Annotated in this window: 15 protein-coding genes and 2 tRNA genes; 6 read left to right on the top strand and 11 right to left on the bottom strand. The window is 68.3% G+C overall.

Annotated features, from left to right (window positions below; translation table 11 throughout):
* Positions 1 to 228 precede the first annotated feature (228 nt).
* Together B1759_RS16725 and B1759_RS16720 are read left to right on the top strand one after the other, a co-directional pair.
* Positions 229 to 435, top strand: a complete 207-nt coding sequence (locus tag B1759_RS16725) for a hypothetical protein (RefSeq protein WP_095516227.1) — start codon at positions 229 to 231, stop codon at positions 433 to 435.
* Positions 436 to 498: 63 nt separating this feature from the next.
* Positions 499 to 2,226, top strand: coding sequence for a hypothetical protein (locus B1759_RS16720; RefSeq protein WP_095516226.1), 1,728 nt, complete (start codon positions 499 to 501; stop codon positions 2,224 to 2,226).
* A 124-nt stretch (positions 2,227 to 2,350) separates the two neighbouring features.
* Here B1759_RS16720 and B1759_RS16715 read toward each other — a convergent pair whose 3' ends face one another.
* On the bottom strand, positions 2,351 to 3,109 hold the full coding sequence (locus B1759_RS16715; protein WP_095516225.1) for a type 1 glutamine amidotransferase: 759 nt from the start codon (positions 3,107 to 3,109) through the stop codon (positions 2,351 to 2,353).
* 132 nt (positions 3,110 to 3,241) lie between these two features.
* On the opposite strand from B1759_RS16715, the gene msrA reads away from it, so the two are divergent.
* Together msrA and B1759_RS16705 are read left to right on the top strand one after the other, a co-directional pair.
* Entirely contained in the window at positions 3,242 to 3,781 is a 540-nt protein-coding gene (msrA, locus tag B1759_RS16710) for a peptide-methionine (S)-S-oxide reductase MsrA (protein WP_095516224.1), read from the top strand.
* Positions 3,782 to 3,938: 157 nt separating this feature from the next.
* Positions 3,939 to 4,010, top strand: a tRNA-Asn gene (locus tag B1759_RS16705).
* A gap of 59 nt (positions 4,011 to 4,069) precedes the next feature.
* Here the strand turns inward: B1759_RS16705 and B1759_RS16700 are convergent.
* The gene (locus tag B1759_RS16700; protein ID WP_095516223.1) at positions 4,070 to 6,082 is read right to left on the bottom strand and encodes a M1 family metallopeptidase; all 2,013 of its coding nucleotides are present in this window, start codon (positions 6,080 to 6,082) and stop codon (positions 4,070 to 4,072) included.
* Between the two features lie 135 nt (positions 6,083 to 6,217).
* Here B1759_RS16700 and B1759_RS16695 point away from each other — a divergent pair.
* A tRNA-Leu gene (locus tag B1759_RS16695) sits at positions 6,218 to 6,301 on the top strand.
* A gap of 125 nt (positions 6,302 to 6,426) precedes the next feature.
* Here the strand turns inward: B1759_RS16695 and B1759_RS16690 are convergent.
* From B1759_RS16690 to B1759_RS16675, 4 genes are all read right to left on the bottom strand, one after another.
* Positions 6,427 to 7,005: a hypothetical protein gene (locus B1759_RS16690; protein ID WP_095516222.1), complete on the bottom strand. Its 579-nt coding sequence runs from the start codon at positions 7,003 to 7,005 to the stop codon at positions 6,427 to 6,429.
* Positions 7,006 to 7,089: 84 nt separating this feature from the next.
* Positions 7,090 to 7,719 carry a hypothetical protein gene (locus B1759_RS16685; RefSeq protein WP_095516221.1) on the bottom strand — a complete coding sequence of 210 codons (630 nt, stop codon included), beginning with the start codon at positions 7,717 to 7,719 and terminating at the stop codon, positions 7,090 to 7,092.
* Positions 7,720 to 7,896: 177 nt separating this feature from the next.
* The gene (locus tag B1759_RS16680) at positions 7,897 to 8,181 is read right to left on the bottom strand and encodes a hypothetical protein (protein ID WP_095516220.1); all 285 of its coding nucleotides are present in this window, start codon (positions 8,179 to 8,181) and stop codon (positions 7,897 to 7,899) included.
* Positions 8,182 to 8,261: 80 nt separating this feature from the next.
* The gene (locus B1759_RS16675) at positions 8,262 to 8,657 is read right to left on the bottom strand and encodes a hypothetical protein (RefSeq protein WP_095515713.1); all 396 of its coding nucleotides are present in this window, start codon (positions 8,655 to 8,657) and stop codon (positions 8,262 to 8,264) included.
* A gap of 174 nt (positions 8,658 to 8,831) precedes the next feature.
* On the opposite strand from B1759_RS16675, the gene B1759_RS16670 reads away from it, so the two are divergent.
* Positions 8,832 to 9,782, top strand: a complete 951-nt coding sequence (locus tag B1759_RS16670) for a hypothetical protein (protein ID WP_095516219.1) — start codon at positions 8,832 to 8,834, stop codon at positions 9,780 to 9,782.
* A gap of 40 nt (positions 9,783 to 9,822) precedes the next feature.
* On the opposite strand, the gene B1759_RS16665 is transcribed toward B1759_RS16670, so the two are convergent.
* The 5 genes from B1759_RS16665 to B1759_RS16650 all read right to left on the bottom strand — a co-directional run bounded on the left by B1759_RS16665 (position 9,823) and on the right by B1759_RS16650 (position 15,638).
* Entirely contained in the window at positions 9,823 to 10,227 is a 405-nt protein-coding gene (locus B1759_RS16665; protein WP_095516218.1) for a hypothetical protein, read from the bottom strand.
* A 404-nt stretch (positions 10,228 to 10,631) separates the two neighbouring features.
* Positions 10,632 to 13,988 (bottom strand): class I SAM-dependent DNA methyltransferase, encoded by a 3,357-nt coding sequence (locus tag B1759_RS16660; RefSeq protein WP_198948972.1) that lies wholly within the window; start codon positions 13,986 to 13,988, stop codon positions 10,632 to 10,634.
* Positions 13,985 to 14,437, bottom strand: coding sequence for a hypothetical protein (locus B1759_RS20305; protein ID WP_143537452.1), 453 nt, complete (start codon positions 14,435 to 14,437; stop codon positions 13,985 to 13,987). The genes B1759_RS16660 and B1759_RS20305 overlap by 4 nt, the downstream gene beginning before the upstream one ends.
* 4 nt (positions 14,438 to 14,441) lie before the next feature.
* Positions 14,442 to 15,299 (bottom strand): hypothetical protein, encoded by an 858-nt coding sequence (locus tag B1759_RS16655; protein WP_095516217.1) that lies wholly within the window; start codon positions 15,297 to 15,299, stop codon positions 14,442 to 14,444.
* A 27-nt stretch (positions 15,300 to 15,326) separates the two neighbouring features.
* Complete coding sequence (locus B1759_RS16650) at positions 15,327 to 15,638, bottom strand: helix-turn-helix domain-containing protein (RefSeq protein WP_095516216.1); 312 nt, start codon at positions 15,636 to 15,638, stop codon at positions 15,327 to 15,329.
* Positions 15,639 to 15,677: the final 39 nt, after the last annotated feature.

Below are 15,677 nucleotides of genomic sequence, written 5' to 3'. Positions count from 1 at the left end.
GGATTCGCTCACCCCACGGGGTCGGCCGCGCCGCGGTCGGCCCCGTATTCGTTTGGAGACGGTGGGGCAGAGCGGAGGAGGAGAGTGCCCGGCGGATGACACGCAGGGTCTCGCTTTTGCGAACGAACGGGACAGGGCGGCGAACCGACCGCGCTGCCTCTTCGATTCCTGCACCCCGTGGTGTGGCCCGACCACCCTCGCGTGGGACACGCTCATCCCTCTCCGCTCATGTGCTGGCTCTCGCAGCGGCTCCCGCTCGGGGCGGGACTCGCCCTCGTCCTCCCCGTCGCGGCGCAGTCCTACGTCGTCGTTCCGGCCGCCGATCTCTGCGCCACGGCTCCGCTGGACACGGCGCATCTGGCGTTGGGCCTCTACCACGTCCGCCTGACCGCCGACGCCTTCGTGAGCACGGCCCGCTTCACCGTCGTCCGCTAGCGGCCGCTCTCCCACCCGTCGTCTGCTCGCGGCGACGCCCATTGGACTCTCTCCCCTGAAACGATGACTCTTCGACACCTGCTCGCCGGCGCGCTCGCGTTCGCCACCTTCACCCCAGTGGCGGTTGCGCAAGACCGCACAACCGCCGGCGACCTGAGCGCGACCGAGGCCATTGTCGCCGACGCCCCGACCCGTTTTACCTATTCGGGCCTTCTGACCGACGCGCAGGGCACCGCCCTGGCCGATGGTCCGCGAACGATCGTCTTCCGCGGCTACTCCACCTCCGAGGCTGCGCTCTCCGGAGCGGCAGCTGCCTGGGAGGAAGCTCACGAGGTGGCCGTCGTAGGGGGGCGTTTCTTGACGGTCCTGGGTTCGCGCTCTGATGTGCCGAGGGACGCGCACTACCTGACCGTGGCAGTAGACGGAGCCCCGGCGAGCGCGCCGATGCGCCTCGACCGGGAGACCACGGCGGAGGGCTCGTTCGCGCCGGGCAACTCGCTCCAGAACTCGTACGACAATGGCCGCTTCATCACGGTCGCGAGTGGCGCTCCGCTCCAGATCACGGGCGCGCTGGGGAGCCTAGGCTTCAACGTGCGCGACATTACGCCGGTGTTCATCTCGGAGGACCTGATGCGCTTCCGTCTGCGGTCGGTGTCGGGCGGTCGGACGTGGGAGTACCGTGTGTATGGAAACAACAACCCCGAACGGCATCCGGGGGCATACGCGATCACGGACGCGACAGGCGGTGGCGCGGACGGGTTTCTCATGCTCCCGGGCGTTGCGGAAGACTTGCTGGTGCTCGAAGGGAAGAGCGTTAGCGTGGGAAGTGCAGCGGCACCCTTCCGAGGGTTTCAGGTTTTCACGACCTCTGGGCCAGGAGGCGGGTCGACGGTGCCGACGTTCGTTGTGCAAGACTTTGGAGGCCGAGGCGGCTCGCTCCTCCTGCGCGAAAAGGACGGGGGCACGTACGCCGCCCTTTCGCCCGATCTCGACGGCGGTGGATTTTTCCAGGTCCTAGGCGCTGGTTCCACCAATGCGCTGACGGTGGATGGAAACAACAGCGGGCTCGGGAGTCTCGTCACGCTGGGTGAGGGGGAGAGCGCTGTACAGTTCAATGATTCCGTCTCGGGCGACGGAGCGGTCGTGCTCCCTGCGGACGCCATTAGCCCGGCGGAAACCCTCGCCGAGACCGGGGTCGGATACGCGACGCGCACGACCAGCTTTAGCCTCGATAACGACTTCGATGACTCACTGAAGCGAACAATCGTGGCGCCGTCTGAAGGCTACGTCCTAGCCATTGCGTCATTGCATGCCGAAACTGACTTCAGGGACATAGGTCAAAGTCAAATCATAACACTGGGCGTGTCCACCGACTGTGGTTTCTCGGATGCTCCGCCGGCCGCGCTCCGTACGGATTTCAAGATAGAATATGGAATCTTGAAAGGCGTTGCTCGACTTCCATTTTCGTTCCAGGGTCTATTCGAGGTGACGGGTGGTCCTGTCGAGGTATGCATCATGGGCAGGATTTCCAACGAGGTCGCGACAACGACACTCCGGAATCAGAGTCTGACTCTGCTGTTCATCCCGACCGCGTATGGCACGGTGTCGACAAACTCGCTTGCAGGGGCCGAAGGCCGCGACACGTCGGCCGAGGATGTCCAGGGCTCCGATGTCGAGCGAGCCGCTTCCATCCAGGACAACGATGCCCGGCGTGCGAGGGAACTGGCAGAGATTCAGTCTCAGTTGACGGCGATCCAGTCTCAACTGGATCGCGTCAGCGGAGATCAGTGACGCTCTTATGCCTCACGGGACTGGCCGGCCCACGGTCAGTCCCGTTGTTGATGGCGTACGGTCCCAAAACAGACGGTGCACTCGTCCACTCTGCCCATCTCGGCACCGAGGCGAGCGGGTTCGCTCACCCCACAGGGTCGGCCCCGTTCTCTGTGGCGAACGTCTCCAGGAAGGCCTGCAGGAGCCCGTCGACCTCGGGCGACGGGCGAAGCGCCTCGATCACGGCCTGGAAGCGCGCCGGGTCCTGCATCTCGGGATAGTGGGCCCGGTAGGCCACGAGCCGCTGGCGCTCGGTCTCGGCGTCGAGCTCCGAGTGGAACTGGGTGCCGAAGATGGGCAGGTCCCCCAGCCGAAACGCCTGGTAAGGCGCCCGGTCGTTGGTCGCCAGCTCCACGGCGCCGTCCGGCAGCCGCGCGACGCGGTCCTGGTGGCCCATCTGTGCATCGAAGCGCACGGGCAGCGTCCCGAACAACGCGTCTGCGCGACCCGCCTCCGTCAGGTCCACGCTGTGCGTCCCCATCTCGGACCGATCCGGGTCGTTGATGACCTCGCCTCCGAAGGCCCGCGCGATGAACTGGTGCCCCCAGCACGACCCGAAGAGCGGCATCTCGCGATCGGCGCACGCCTGGCACACGTCGATGAGCGCCTGCGTCCAGTCGTAGGTCTTGGTGACCGAGTATGCGCCCGCGCCACCGATCATGACCGCATCCACGCCGTCCAGGAGGGCGGGGGAGAGGGGCTCGTGGATGGCGTTCGTGACCTGAAACCCGTCGGCCGAGAGGCCGCAGCGCGCTTCGAAGCTCTGGCGCTCCTCGGCGAGCACGCCGGGGTCGGTGCGAATCTGGATCAAGCGGACGCGGACGGAGTCGAGGGTGGGAGCCATGGGTCGGAAGCGAGGGCAGGGTCTACGCCGGGCGCGCGGAGGGTGTCCCGTGCGGAGATCCGCAGAGTACGGCCCGCGCCCGGAGCCCCGTCCGCTCCGTGTCGTTGATCCGATCCACACTACAGGATTCTCATGGCACAAACGGACTCCATCGTTCTCGGCGGCGGCTGCTTCTGGTGCGTCGAGGCAGTGATGCTGCCGCTCCGCGGCGTGACGAGCGTCGTCTCCGGCTACGCCAACGGCCACGTCGTCAACCCGACCTACCGCGAGGTGTGCTCCGGGCGTACGGGCCACGCGGAGGTCGTCGAGGTCACCTTCGATCCGGAGGTGATCTCGCTCCACGACCTGCTGACGGTCTTTTTCACCACCCACGACCCGACCACCCTCAACCGCCAGGGCGGCGATCGCGGAACGCAGTATCGGTCCGGCATCTACGTCACGTCCGAGGCGCAGCGCGCGGTCGCCGAGGCGGTCAAGGCCGAGATCACCGCGCAGGGCACCTACCCGGACCCCATCGTGACGGAGATCGAGCCGCTGGAGACCTTCTACCCGGCCGAGGACTACCACCAGGACTACTTCGCCCGCAACCCGGCCCAGCCGTACTGCCAGGCGGTGATCGCGCCCAAGGTGTCGAAGCTCCGGACGCTGTACCTCGACAAGCTGGTCGCATAGGTCCTCGCGACGGTGCGCCGGGCCCGGATGGACTCCGAAGCGCGCGTGGCGAGAACGCGGAGTGAAGAGGTACCCGCAGCCGCCGGTCTCCTTGACCCCTGCCCGACGGCGGCTCTACCTTCGCTCCGCTTCCGTCGCTCGCGGCTGGCAGCGCATCGGGTCCGTAGCTCAGTGGTAGAGCATCCGGCTGTTAACCGGACGGTCGTAGGTTCAAATCCTACCGGGCCCGCACAGAACGCCCTCTCCGAGTTGGAGAGGGCGTTTTTTCGTTTGCTGCAGACCCTGGGCCTATTCGTCGGCCATCGGAGCGGTCCAGAGATTGTTGGAGGGGTCCGCATCGACGATGTAGCCGTCCGGGTTGATCTCGACGCGGACGAGGTCGCCAGCGGGGAACTGGAGGACCGCCTCAGTGGCGCCGCCGAGCCACTCGGCGACCTCGACACGAGCGTCCGCCGAGGTGCCGTCGGCGTAGGTGGCGCGCACGAGAGCGGGCATGGGGGCGCGGCCCAGGTCCAGAATCTGGACGCTCGTCGGCTGGCCCTCTGACGGCATCACCGCGCCGACCGCGTGATCTACGGTCCAGGTGGTGAAGAAGGTCGGCGTCCAGAACCAGTCCAGGTCCTCGCCGAGGCGGTCCTCGAAGGTGTTGAAGAGGTCGTACGGGTACGGGTGGCCCCCCTGCCAGCGACGCCCATACTCCAGGTAGGCGTCCAGGAAGGCCTCGTCGCCGTAGATCCCGCGGAGCGCGTGCAGGGCGACGGCGGGCGTCGAGTAGGACGCCACGCCGCGCGCGGCGCCGCCGACGGGATCCACCTGCCGAGTGCCGCCTCCAATCGGGTATCGGTCGTTGTGACGCATCGCGGGGATCGCGTAGCCAGAGCCGGCAAGCAGGTAATGCGACTGGCGAAGCCGCGCCCAGGCATCGATCTTCTCGCGGTCTGGCGACGAGCCATCCCAGAAGGCGGCGATTCCCTGGTTGGTGTTGTACGACGTGAGCCCCTCGTCCATCCACGTGAACGCCTTCTCGTTGGAGCCGACCATCATCGGAAACCACATGTGGGCGATCTCATGGTAGGTGACCGAGAACAGCGACGGATCGGTGCGGTCGCCGCCGATGAGCGTCATCATCGGGTACTCCATCCCGCCGCTGATGAGGCCTTCCACGGCGGTCATGTGTGGCCAGGGGTAGGGCCAGAGGGTCTCGGAGAGATGCTCGATGGCGAACGACGCGAACTCGGCGGAGCGCTCCCAGGATGCCGTGCCGGGCCGGTAGAAGCTGTTGATGAGCACCGCGTCGGTGGCCTCGCCGTCTTCGTCTCGGTCGACCAGCGCCCGCGTGGCGTCCCAGACGTACGCGGCAGAGGCCGAGAGCGCCACGTCGCGCACGTCCTGTGCCTCGAAGCGCCACACGCGTCGGCCATCGGTGCTGGGCGTGAGTGCGGAGCCCCGTTCGGCCTCGGTCACCACGTGCACGATGTCACCGGAAGCGAGGGCGTCGGCCAGTCGGGCACGGGTTTCCTCGGTGTAGACCTCGTCGGCGTTCGTGAGGTCGCCGGTACCGTAGACGAGCATGTCCGCGGGGGCATCCAGGGAGACCTCGAAGTCGCCGAACTCTAGGTAGTGCTCGCCCATGCCGAGGTACGGATCGACGTGCCAACCGTACACGTCGTCGTACACCGCCACGGTGGGGTACCAGTAGCCGAGGTAGAAGACCTCTCCGTCAGTCCCCTGCCGGAACGAGCCCGTCGCGGGTGGCACGATGAACCGCCAGGCGAGATCGAGCGACACCGTGTCGCCGGGTCGCAGCGGCTCGGTCAGCCCGACCGTCATCACGGTGCCCTGGATGACGTAGGTCCCCTCGTCGGCCGAGCCGCGGTAGGAGCCGGGCGTCTCAGCCACCGACACGTCCTCGTACGGCTGGCCGTCGACGACGAAGCGCTCCAGCGTCAGCCCTCCGGTGACGGCGACGGGGCGGTTGCGGGGGACCCCGGGCGCGTGGACGTTCTGGCGGAGCTTGAGCACGAGCACCTCCAGTGCGTCGGGCGACTCGTTGGTGTAGGTGATGACGCCCTCCGCCGAGAGCGTCTGCGTGTCAGCGTCGAGGCGCGCGTCGAGGCTGTAGTCTGCCCGGTTGGCCCAGGCAGCGGGGCCGGGGCTACCGGTCAGCGTCCGCGTGCCGCTGGCGATGGCACGTTCGAACTGGGGCGGTGGCGTCACGGGGTAGGGGAGGACGCGCTGGGCGGCAGGGCCAGCTGCGAGGCCAAGGGCCAGGGCGGCGGCGAGGATCGGTCTGGAGAGCATCGAGGAGCAGGGGGGAACGCAGGACAGGGTAACGCCGACCTGGAGCGCTGCCGCTCGCCCCGACCGGTGGAGACACTGTGGAGATCTCCGCCTCGCTGGACGACCCCGCCGAGGCGGGCTACCTTGGATCTCCGCGCCCGAGTGGCGGAATTGGTAGACGCGCACGATTCAGGGTCGTGTGTCCTTACGGACGTGCTGGTTCGATTCCAGTCTCGGGCACAGAGCCTTCGGGCTAGGCCCCTAAGTCACAACGACTTAGGGGCCTTTCTGCTTTCTGGGGTACAGGCTCAGGTACAGGTTTTGAACGGAACACCGAACCCGAGCGGTCGAGGTGCCCATTCGTTTCAGGGGCAGTACCGCGCCGAGAGCACCCGCTCCACGTCGCGCGGATTCATCCCCATCGACTTCCCGAGGCGCTTGAACAGCCCGTCGAAGTGGTGGGCCTCCTGTGCCGACCGGTACGTGAGCCCGTGGCAGGTCCGGCACCCGAAGTACCGCGCGCCCGGTGGCAGGTACACCTTCTCGCACCTGCGCCCGCACGCCTGCCCGTTCCGGGACAACGGGCATCGGACGTACACCCGCCAGCCGCCGAAGCGACACGGGCGAACCTCGACGGCGAGAGGGTACGTGACGGACTCCCGCTCCGTCCCCTTGATGCAGTCGTACGTCAACTCCACCCGCCCGGCGATGCCTCCGCCCGCCTCGGCGAGTCCGTCGAGGTCGGCGGCCTCGGGCGTGTACGTGAACCCGATGCGGTCCGTGACCTGCCCAGCACGGCCCCAGGTCGAGCGCCCGCCGACGAGGCAGCCCTCCGCGTGCGCCTCTGCCACGAACGGCTTGTAGCCGGACGCGCGGAGCGTCAGCCCGTCCTCGACGCACTGGCGCTTATCGTAGCGGTGCCAGCCGGACCCGTAGCCTCCCATGCCTGTAGCGCTCGCGGCGCGGTCGATTCTCCAAAATCCTTTGTCGAGTGTCGGGGTGCCCAGAGGCGGACCGGCCCCTACGGCTCAGATAGTCCGCCCCCCGACGTTCACGGCGAGAGCCGGGGGCTCGTCTGTGCGGGCCAACTCGGCCAGTCGGATGAGCAAATCGGCGAGTTTGTCGGCCGGGAGGGCGGTGAAATCGGCCTTGTCGAGTGCGGCCTCGACCTTGCCCTGGAGCTTCCCGAGTGAGCGCGTCCGTGCCCGGTGCTGGCGGTGTGCCCGGTCCTCGGCGCGGACGGCGTGCGCGGCGCGGGTGCGCTTGCGGCTCAACTCTCCGCACCGGTCGGCGGCGAGGAGGGCAACGGCCTCGGGAGCCAGCCCGAGGGAACGGGCAATCGAGGCGACCGTCCGGCCCTTCGCGCGCATCTCCTCGAATGCCGACGCGGCGCGGTCGAGCGAGACGCGGGCGATGGCGTCGGGCAGGGCCTCGGCGATCTCGGCGTCAAGCTCGGCCCGCCAACGGTCGAGGTCGGCCCGCGTGGGCTCGGGCTCGAAGTCGAACGCGGCGATCATCTCGTCCAGCGTCTCGCCTACCGGGTCCGGGTTGTCCTCGGCGGTGAAGTCGGCGACGTAGCCGACGAAGGACTCGCGCCACTCGGCGAGGTCGTCGGGGTTGAACTGCGCGTCGAACGCAGGGACGGGAAGGGTGCTCACGGGTCCGGGGGGAAGACGGTGACAGGCCGCAGACGGCCGGGGACGCGGTACCTTGTCGGGGTCAATCGGGGACGCGCCCTCACGGGCCGTCTCAGGTTGGTTTGTCGGCGTTCGGCTCGCATCCCTCACGGGGCGCGGGCCGTTCGTCGTTCATGGGGTTACTCCGCGTTCATGGGGTTACTCGACGCGGTAGAGGGGGCCGCTGAGGGTGGCCCCGGTCAACGCGCCGATGATGTCGAGCTGGAGCGCGGCGACGCTGGGGCCGGTCTCGCGGACGGCGTTCGAGATCGCAGAGACGGTCGGCGGCTTCTGCCGGTCAGGGTTGAACTCGGCGACGGCAGCGGCGGCTTCCGCCTGTTTGAGCCGGGCGGCCTTGATGGCCTCGGCGGCGGCGTCGCGGAGGCCCTCGTAGTCGAGGTAGCTCCCCCGCTCTGGAGCGGGGGCGAGGGGACCTGTAGACATGGGAGCGGGGGGGTGTGTGGTCGGGAGAGGTCGCCCGCCGAATCAGGCGAGAGGTCGGCAGGGTACGCGACGCGAGACAGTCAGGCAGCAGCACGGGCGGCCGTCACCGCCTCGGCACTGAGGGCGCGGAGACGGTCGGCCTCGACAGCGGGCGTCTTCGAGACGCGGACGTACCCGGTCGCGGCCGTCACCGTTGCCAGCCCGCGCGAACGCTCGGCGGCGCGGAGGTCAGAGAGGTACTGAGCCGTCTCACGCTCCTCCTCAGAGTAGGCGTACGTCCGGCGGACGCGAGCCTCCAGCGTGAGACCGCGCACGCAGAACCGGCCGTCGTCTTCATCCTCCAGGGCGCGGAGGATGACGGGAGCGAGGGCGGACAGTTCGGCGTCGATCCGGTCGCGTTCCTCCCGGAGATCGAGGTAACGGGCGAGGTCGTCGGGATCATCGAGTCCGCGAAGGGACGGAGGGCGGGGAGTCATGGGGCGGGGTTGGTTTGTGGAGAGAAGGTACAGCGGGTGGCTGTACATAGTCAAGCTGTCAGATCGAAATTGGTTCAGCCTAGGGCTGAAATAAATACAGCCAAGGACTTGACAAGTACAGCCAGGGGTTGTACCTTGGAGTCACAAACCAACCGGGTTCACGCCCACCCCACGATGACCAACACGACCGCTCCCGCCTCCACGCTCAACCTCGACGACCTCCGCGACGAGTTCGCCCGTGACTTCGACCGCGTGTCCGGCGCGATCTGCGACGGCGGCGCCCGCACCGCCGATGCCCTCTGGGTTCGCGTCTGCGACGAGTCCGGCGCCAACGCCGACGATCCCCACGCCTGGACGGCCGACGACGTGCAGAAGGCCTACACGGCCCTCGCGGAGATCGCCGAGAACGTCAGCGCCGACGATCTCGCCCGCGAATGCCGGTACATGGCCGACGATCTCGCGGCCTCCCTGGAGGCCGACGCGATGGAGGCGGAGGCCTACGCCATCGCCCCCTACGCCGATCTCGGCGCCGTGACTCCCTTCCAGTCCCGCGCCCTCGCCATCGCAGCCGATGCCGTGGAGGTCGTCGCTCACATGGAAGCGGTTGGCGTCCGCTTCGACGCTGCCGCGAAGGTGGACGACGCGGAGACCTACACGATGGCCGCGGGCGGCTCGGCGCTCGCCATCCCGTCGAAGCTCGCGGCGACGACGGTCTTTCAGGACAACCTCGCCACGCTCGCGGAGGTCATCCACCCCCGCGCCTACTACCCGGCGCGCATCCACCGGGGGGACAACTGCCTGATGGTCCTCGCGGACATGGTCCCCGGCGACCCCATGACGGCGGAGGTCATCGGGCAGATTCAGCCCAAGCACGAGGCGTGGATTCGGCCGATCCTCCGCACCGGGGAGCACAACGTCACGACGGACGCCGTCCCGTCGATCCGCGTCTACGTCACGGCCGTAACTGGAGGCACCCCCGGCAAGCCGACGCACGGGTGCAACATCGTCTTCACCGGGGCGGCTCAGGCCATCCGGGACGCCCTCCGCGCCGAAGCACGGGAGGCGGCACAGGAAGCCGCCTACGGCTCCGGGATCGTCGCCTACATCGACGCCGAGACCGACTAAGCCGAACGGCCCCGCCCCGGCGATCCGGGGCGGGTGTCCGCTAGAACGGGACCCCGCCCGGCGGAAGGGTCAGCATCCCGCCGGGGCCGTCGCCGATCAGTTCGTCCCGGCGGAGCGCATCGAGGACCGAGGCGACCGCGTCGGCGTCGAGCTGGAGGTACGCGCCCGCCTCGACGGCCCGCGCCACCGTGAACCGCTCCCCGTCGAGCGCGAGGTAGAACCGGGCCGCGCCGGGTGCGGCCGTCTCGGCACGCTGGAGGAAGGGCGGGCAGGGGGCACCGCCGGGTAGTCCGACACGGGCACGTTCGCGCGTCTTCCGCTGGATGCTCGCACCGAGGTCAGCGACGGTGCGGCGGCCTTCCGGTGTCAACCGCTCGCGGCGCTCGGCGGAGAGCGAGTCGAGCGGATTCCAGTCGGGCGGGATCGGCGACGGGCGGCGGGGCATGGGAGGGACGGGAGGCGGCACAGGGCGGCATTCTACGGCCGTTTGAGTGACGAGTCCCGCGATATGCCCCGGCCCGTCGTACGGGCACACAGGCGCATGCTAGAACGGGCCTCAAAGCAGACTCATCGACGGAGCGGGGGGCGCGCTGGATCGCGGATGAGGATGTGAGAAGGTCAATCGACGCGCTCGCCAGTCCAGTGGTCGAATACGATGGGCGGGCCTACACGCCGCTGAATCATCTCGTACCGACGGCCACAAGAGAACAGGAAAGCCGAGAGAGCAATCGCCGCCGCGAGGACGTAGATCGGCAGAGCGAGAGGGTGACGGTTCATCGTATCGACAGTATTACGGATCAGGACGGGTCAGGTGGAAAGCAGACCGAGAGGGTCTGGTCCCTAAAGGTCCTAGGGCGAGAACACACCGTCCGCGACGTGCACCAGCCCCAACTCGGCGAGCGCGTCGAGCACCTCGGCGACGGCCCCGAGGCGGGCGCCCTCGAACCGCGCCGCGACGGCCTCGGGCGTCTGCGCTCCAGCGGCGACGGCCTGGCGGACGGCGACGGTGCGCGCGGCGAGTGCCTCGGGCCACGGCCGGGTGACCACCTCGGGCGCGGTCTCGATGGGGGCCACGGTGCGAAGGTCGAGCCCGGCTTGACCGGACGCGCCCGGGTTCTGGAACGCGGGCCGGAGGTAGCGGACGGTCCCGGCCTCTTCCTCGGCTCGGCGCTCGGCGTTGAGGGCGACGAGCCGGTCGAGCACGGCGGCGCGGAAGGTGGGCGCCTCGGCGTCGAGGTCGCTCCAGCCGTAGGCGTCGAGGACGGCGCGGTCGAGCTGGCGGTGAAGGTCGAGGAGCGTGTGCGCGAGCCCGTCGTCTGCGGAGCGCTCTTCCTTGGCCGTGAGGGCGCGGCCCGCGCGGAGCGCCTCGACGGCGTTGTAGAGGTCGGTCAGCCCGACGCCGGTCTCGTCCTGGCGGGCTTTGCGGTGCGCGTCGATGGCCTCGCCGAGTTGGCGGATGGGCTCCGCCTGCGCGTCGGTCGCGTCCGGGAAGGGGAAGGGGTCGAACGTGCTGGAGTTGTTGTAACGAGGGTCATTTCCTACACCAAGGCGACCACCAGCGGCCAGCGCCCACTCCGTGTGGAGACGACTGGAGAGAACGCCAAGGTGGAACGCATCCTCCAGCGCGATAGCGACGATACCATCGTCGGGAAGTATCTCAGCGTCCAGAAACTGGAAGAAGCAGTGTTTCGAGACGTAAGGGGTGGCGCAGTAGCGAGAGACTCCGGCGAGTGCCTTCCGAAGCGTCTCGTTAGATCTGCCGTGCAGCCACCAGTTTTCTCTGCGTCCCTTATCCCTGTTCTTGTCTCGTTCAGGCTTGACGGTTCTGATGACGTGCTCGAAAGCCAGCGGGACGCGCTCTCGGGCTTGTTGCGTGTCTAGTCCGAATAGATCGATCACCATAACGCCCCGTGCTTGGGTGACCAAGTCTCTTGCGCTTCGGAAGGGGCGTAGAAATCGTTTGCCATCGAGAAGGGTAGAGCGTCCGAAAGACTCTGCTTCTGATTCCGAGATGACAAACCCTCGGCCTACCAAGCTCATCCCACGCTTGCTGATACCCGTGTTTGAGTCGAGCGGGCCACATTCGGCTACGTCAGCTCCTACCGTCAGGTCAGCATTGATCCGCCCGGCGAACTCCTCTGCGTCCACCTCGGCGATCCCGTCGCCGTTGTCGTCGCGCTCCTCTGTCACCACGACGAGCCGCCCGGCGCCCGGATCGTAGTCGGTAGCCCGCGCGCCTGCGGTCATCGACACGCGGACGGCCGCCCCGTCGGCGGAGTCCACCCACGGGTGATCCGGCACGGCGAACGTTAATGCCAGTGGGTCGGCGTCCGCGCCGAGGTGCCGCTCGACCACACGCCGGTTGAACGTCTGCGGGAGCGAGTTCGTGGTGATGAGCCCGAACCGCTCGGCATGCCCGAGGCGGACCGCCTCGGCCGCGCGATCCCACCAGAACATGACGAGATCCGCGGACTCGGGGACGGTCGGGTATGCGGCCCGGAGCGCCTCGGTGTAGGTGTCGCCGAGGGCGTCTCGCATCCGCTTGTTGCCGATGAACGGCGGGTTGCCGATGATGAAGTCGGCCTCGGGCCACGGCGCGGGCGTCCCATCGTCGGCCAGCACGGCGTCCCGGTGCTCCACCTGCCCGTACCCCTCCAGCACCGGTTCCGGGAGCGGCTGCGCGGTGCCGTACCGGCGGCGGTGCCACTGGAGGTAGCCGATCCACAGCACGAGGTCCGCGATGGACGCCGCCCGCGCGTTCAACTCGATCCCGCGCATCTGGCGGGGCGTCACCCCGAACCCCTCGCCGACGGACTCGCCGACGAGCCGACTCGACACGCTCCGCACCTCGTCCTCCAGCGCCTTCAGGCCCGAGAGCACCACGTACAGAAAGTTTCCCGACCCGCACGCGGGATCGAGCACGCGAATCGTCGCCAGCCGCGTGAGGAAGCCCGCCAGCACCGCCCGAGCTTCGTTCCGTCGCCGGGTCCGCGTCGCGCCCGAGGCGGCCTCCGCCTGATCCACGAGCCGCGACGCCGCCGCCCGCACGCCGTCCCACTCCTCCCGGAGCGGCTCCAGGATCGTTGGCCCGACGAGCCGCTCGACGTAGGCGCGGGGCGTGAAGTGCGCCCCGAGCGCGTGACGCTCCGCCGGGTCGAGCGCCCGCTCCAGGAGCGTCCCGAAGATGGACGGCTCGACCTCGCTCCAGTCCGCGTGCGCCGCGTCGAGGAGCGCCGCCCGTTGGTTGGCGTCGAGCCGAGGCGTCCGGGTGTCTTTGAAGAGGAGCCCGTTGAAGCGCCGCACGCTCTCCCGCACCTCGCCGACGTACCCGCCCTCGTCCATCTTGCGGAAGAAGTCCGAGAGCGCGTGTGGGAGGTGCTCCAGGTCGTCGGTGTAGCCTTCCAAGAGCCGCGTGAAGGCGCCCTCGGGAATGAGCCCGGCGTCCTCGGCGAACATGGAGAACAGCGTCCGCGAGAGGAAGCCCGCGACGGCCTCGGCGTCCATCGGCGCCCCGTGGGCATCGACGGCCCCGTCGAGCGAGGTCGCCAGCGTGGCGAGGCGTCCGGCGAGGTCCACGGTCACGCGGGCCTGCCGCCGGGCGGGGTCGAGCGAGAGCGGGTCCTCGAACACCGCCGCCAGCATGGCGCGCGTCTCCGGCTGGCGGAGGGCGTCGAGCGGAATTCGGTTCGAGCCCGCGTCGGGGAAGGGCTTGTAGAGACGTCCCGAGCCCGAGAAGTCCGAATAGAGGTCAAAGCAGAACCCCACGTCGCACACGACGACGAACGGCGGCGGCGGCTCGGCGGCCTCCAGGTTGCGCGCGTAGCCCTCGGCCTGATTCCGCGCGGCCTCCATCGTCTGTTCCCACGCCCGGGTGCCCCGCTTGCCGTGCCCGGTGCGGAGCTTCTGCCCCCCCTCGGTGCGCTTCGCGTCGGCGCCTTGCTTCGTCTCCAGCACGAACGCCCCCCGCTTGTAGAGGTCGATGAAGCCCTTGGACTGGCGGCCGTCGCGGAAGTCGAGCGGGCGCTCGTAGACGTAGGTGTCGGCTCGCGGGTCGCCCGTCGTGAAGTCCGGCCGGGCCACGCCGAGCACGTCCGCCAGTCCGTTGAGGAAGGTCTGCGCGTTCGCCCGCTCGGCACCTCCAGACTTGGCGGCGTCGGCGAGGAAGGCGTCTACGTCGATACGGGGCTCGCGGGCGTCGTCGGTCACGGGTTAGGGTGCAGATCGGGCCGCAAGATCGTGCGGGCGTCTCGTCCGTGCCCGCTCCAGTTGCTCCGCCCCGGTGTCGAGGCGGGACAAATGCTCTTGCAACCGTCGGTGCGGCAGTCCGTATAAGGCCCATCGTTCTTTCCATACCGGCCGAGTTTCTCCCCGAGAGAGGGAGAGTCCCAGCTCAGCCCCTGCGCGTTCGTCCTGGCGGTCATCGCCCTGTCCTTGCTCAGCACCCTCACGGTGCCAATGACCCTCGATGCTATGACCACTACAGCCATCACGGATTGCAACATCTTCGCGCTCTCTCTCACCTCGAACGTTCTCAGTACCCTCTGGGCCGTCGGGACGAGCGCTCTGGGGTCGATGATGCTGGGGCCCTCTTTGTGACGGACAACGTCACCCCGCCGTCTCCCGGATGATTCGGGAGGCGGCGTTTTCTTTTCCATACGGTCACATGCTCGACGTAGCAGTCGCAACGAGATGGTCTAGCTCACAGAGCAAGGGGTGACGGTGCGGCTCACTTGGACGGGGAAGTGCGGACAGGATCCGGTCGCGTTGGCGTCGCTTCCGCGACAGGGACAGGGGGGCGGCATCGACCGCCGCGAGCGCCCGGAGCACGTCCTCGGGGCATCCGGCGAAGTAGTTCGCGGCGGCCACGTCTCGCACGTCCTCCACTCCGTCGAACCTCCGCACCCCAGGAACGGCCCGGACGAGTCGGTGAGCTAGATCGAGGCGCTCGGCGCAGAGGGCGCGGAACGCGGGGTCTGCCAGCGTCGCCAGTCGAGGCCGATCCCACTTCAGCACCCGGCCGACGTTCTTCTTGACCTGGTGCTCAACCCGGACGACGTGAGCGCCGCTTTCGATTCCGCGCTTCCGGTACGGGTCGTAGTAGAGGAGCGCCCTCGTCTTGTTGGACAGCCGGACGCTCGCTGGGGCCTCCCGATGCAGTGAAAGGTGAGGCGCGTAGATCAGCAGCCCGAGGTAATGCTCAGCGGGCTCGGTTACGTCGAGGTTCGCAGACGTGTCAACGCGAGTCAGTGAGGCATCGTGGACGCTCTCCCCGACCTCGTCCGAGACGAAGTCGATGAGCCTGTGAGCGGTCGCGGTGTCGAACTCCCTGGCGCCCACGATCCGGCCGACCTCGAAGCTCACACTCACGAGGGGGGGACAGACGAAGACGCGGAGGTGCCCGATGGGGCCACGCCACGCAGGGCGACCCCTCCACGTCTCCCGCTCGACGTGCTCGATTCGGCAGAGTACACCCTCGGCGTGAGGGGTCTCCCAGAAGATGCGCAAGGTGTCGAACATGGCTGCATCGTGTCTGGATTGCAGCAGTCATGCAGCCTTGCTATGGGGAGGAGCGGAGGCCCCAGAGCGTTCTAGGAGGGCCTCCACCTCGGAGAGCCTGTAGAAGACGCTCGCCCCGACCTTCGAGTACGGGAGCGTGCCGTCCGCGCGGTAGCGGGCCAGTGTGGCCTTGCTTAGTCCGAGGTAGTCCTGTGCCTCTCGATTCGTGAGCCAGTTCTTGGCGGGGCGGTCCTGTTCCGCTGGAGACAGGCGCGGAGCCAGTCGGCTCATTGCGGCTTCGACGGCGGCGTCAATGAAGCCGCGGAGTTTGCTTTCGGAAGTGACGATGACGGGTTCCATGGGTCCGGGGGGGGAATGACCCAAGAACCCGTGACCACG

It is taken from the genome of Rubrivirga sp. SAORIC476 (genome assembly GCF_002283555.1).
Lineage (GTDB): Bacteria > Bacteroidota > Rhodothermia > Rhodothermales > Rubricoccaceae > Rubrivirga.
This window is presented reverse-complemented; position numbering and strand designations above follow the sequence as displayed.

Bases quoted from the DNA above. Each gene is read 5' to 3' on its own strand.
- B1759_RS16725 (WP_095516227.1), top strand. From the start codon at position 229: ATGTGCTGGCTCTCGCAGCGGCTCCCGCTCGGGGCGGGACTCGCCCTC.
- B1759_RS16720 (WP_095516226.1), top strand. From the start codon at position 499: ATGACTCTTCGACACCTGCTCGCCGGCGCGCTCGCGTTCGCCACCTTC.
- B1759_RS16715 (WP_095516225.1), bottom strand. From the start codon at position 3,109: ATGGCTCCCACCCTCGACTCCGTCCGCGTCCGCTTGATCCAGATTCGC.
- msrA (WP_095516224.1), top strand. From the start codon at position 3,242: ATGGCACAAACGGACTCCATCGTTCTCGGCGGCGGCTGCTTCTGGTGC.
- B1759_RS16700 (WP_095516223.1), bottom strand. From the start codon at position 6,082: ATGCTCTCCAGACCGATCCTCGCCGCCGCCCTGGCCCTTGGCCTCGCA.
- B1759_RS16690 (WP_095516222.1), bottom strand. From the start codon at position 7,005: ATGGGAGGCTACGGGTCCGGCTGGCACCGCTACGATAAGCGCCAGTGC.
- B1759_RS16680 (WP_095516220.1), bottom strand. From the start codon at position 8,181: ATGTCTACAGGTCCCCTCGCCCCCGCTCCAGAGCGGGGGAGCTACCTC.
- B1759_RS16675 (WP_095515713.1), bottom strand. From the start codon at position 8,657: ATGACTCCCCGCCCTCCGTCCCTTCGCGGACTCGATGATCCCGACGAC.
- B1759_RS16670 (WP_095516219.1), top strand. From the start codon at position 8,832: ATGACCAACACGACCGCTCCCGCCTCCACGCTCAACCTCGACGACCTC.
- B1759_RS16665 (WP_095516218.1), bottom strand. From the start codon at position 10,227: ATGCCCCGCCGCCCGTCGCCGATCCCGCCCGACTGGAATCCGCTCGAC.
- B1759_RS20305 (WP_143537452.1), bottom strand. From the start codon at position 14,437: ATGGAAAAGAAAACGCCGCCTCCCGAATCATCCGGGAGACGGCGGGGT.
- B1759_RS16655 (WP_095516217.1), bottom strand. From the start codon at position 15,299: ATGTTCGACACCTTGCGCATCTTCTGGGAGACCCCTCACGCCGAGGGT.
- B1759_RS16650 (WP_095516216.1), bottom strand. From the start codon at position 15,638: ATGGAACCCGTCATCGTCACTTCCGAAAGCAAACTCCGCGGCTTCATT.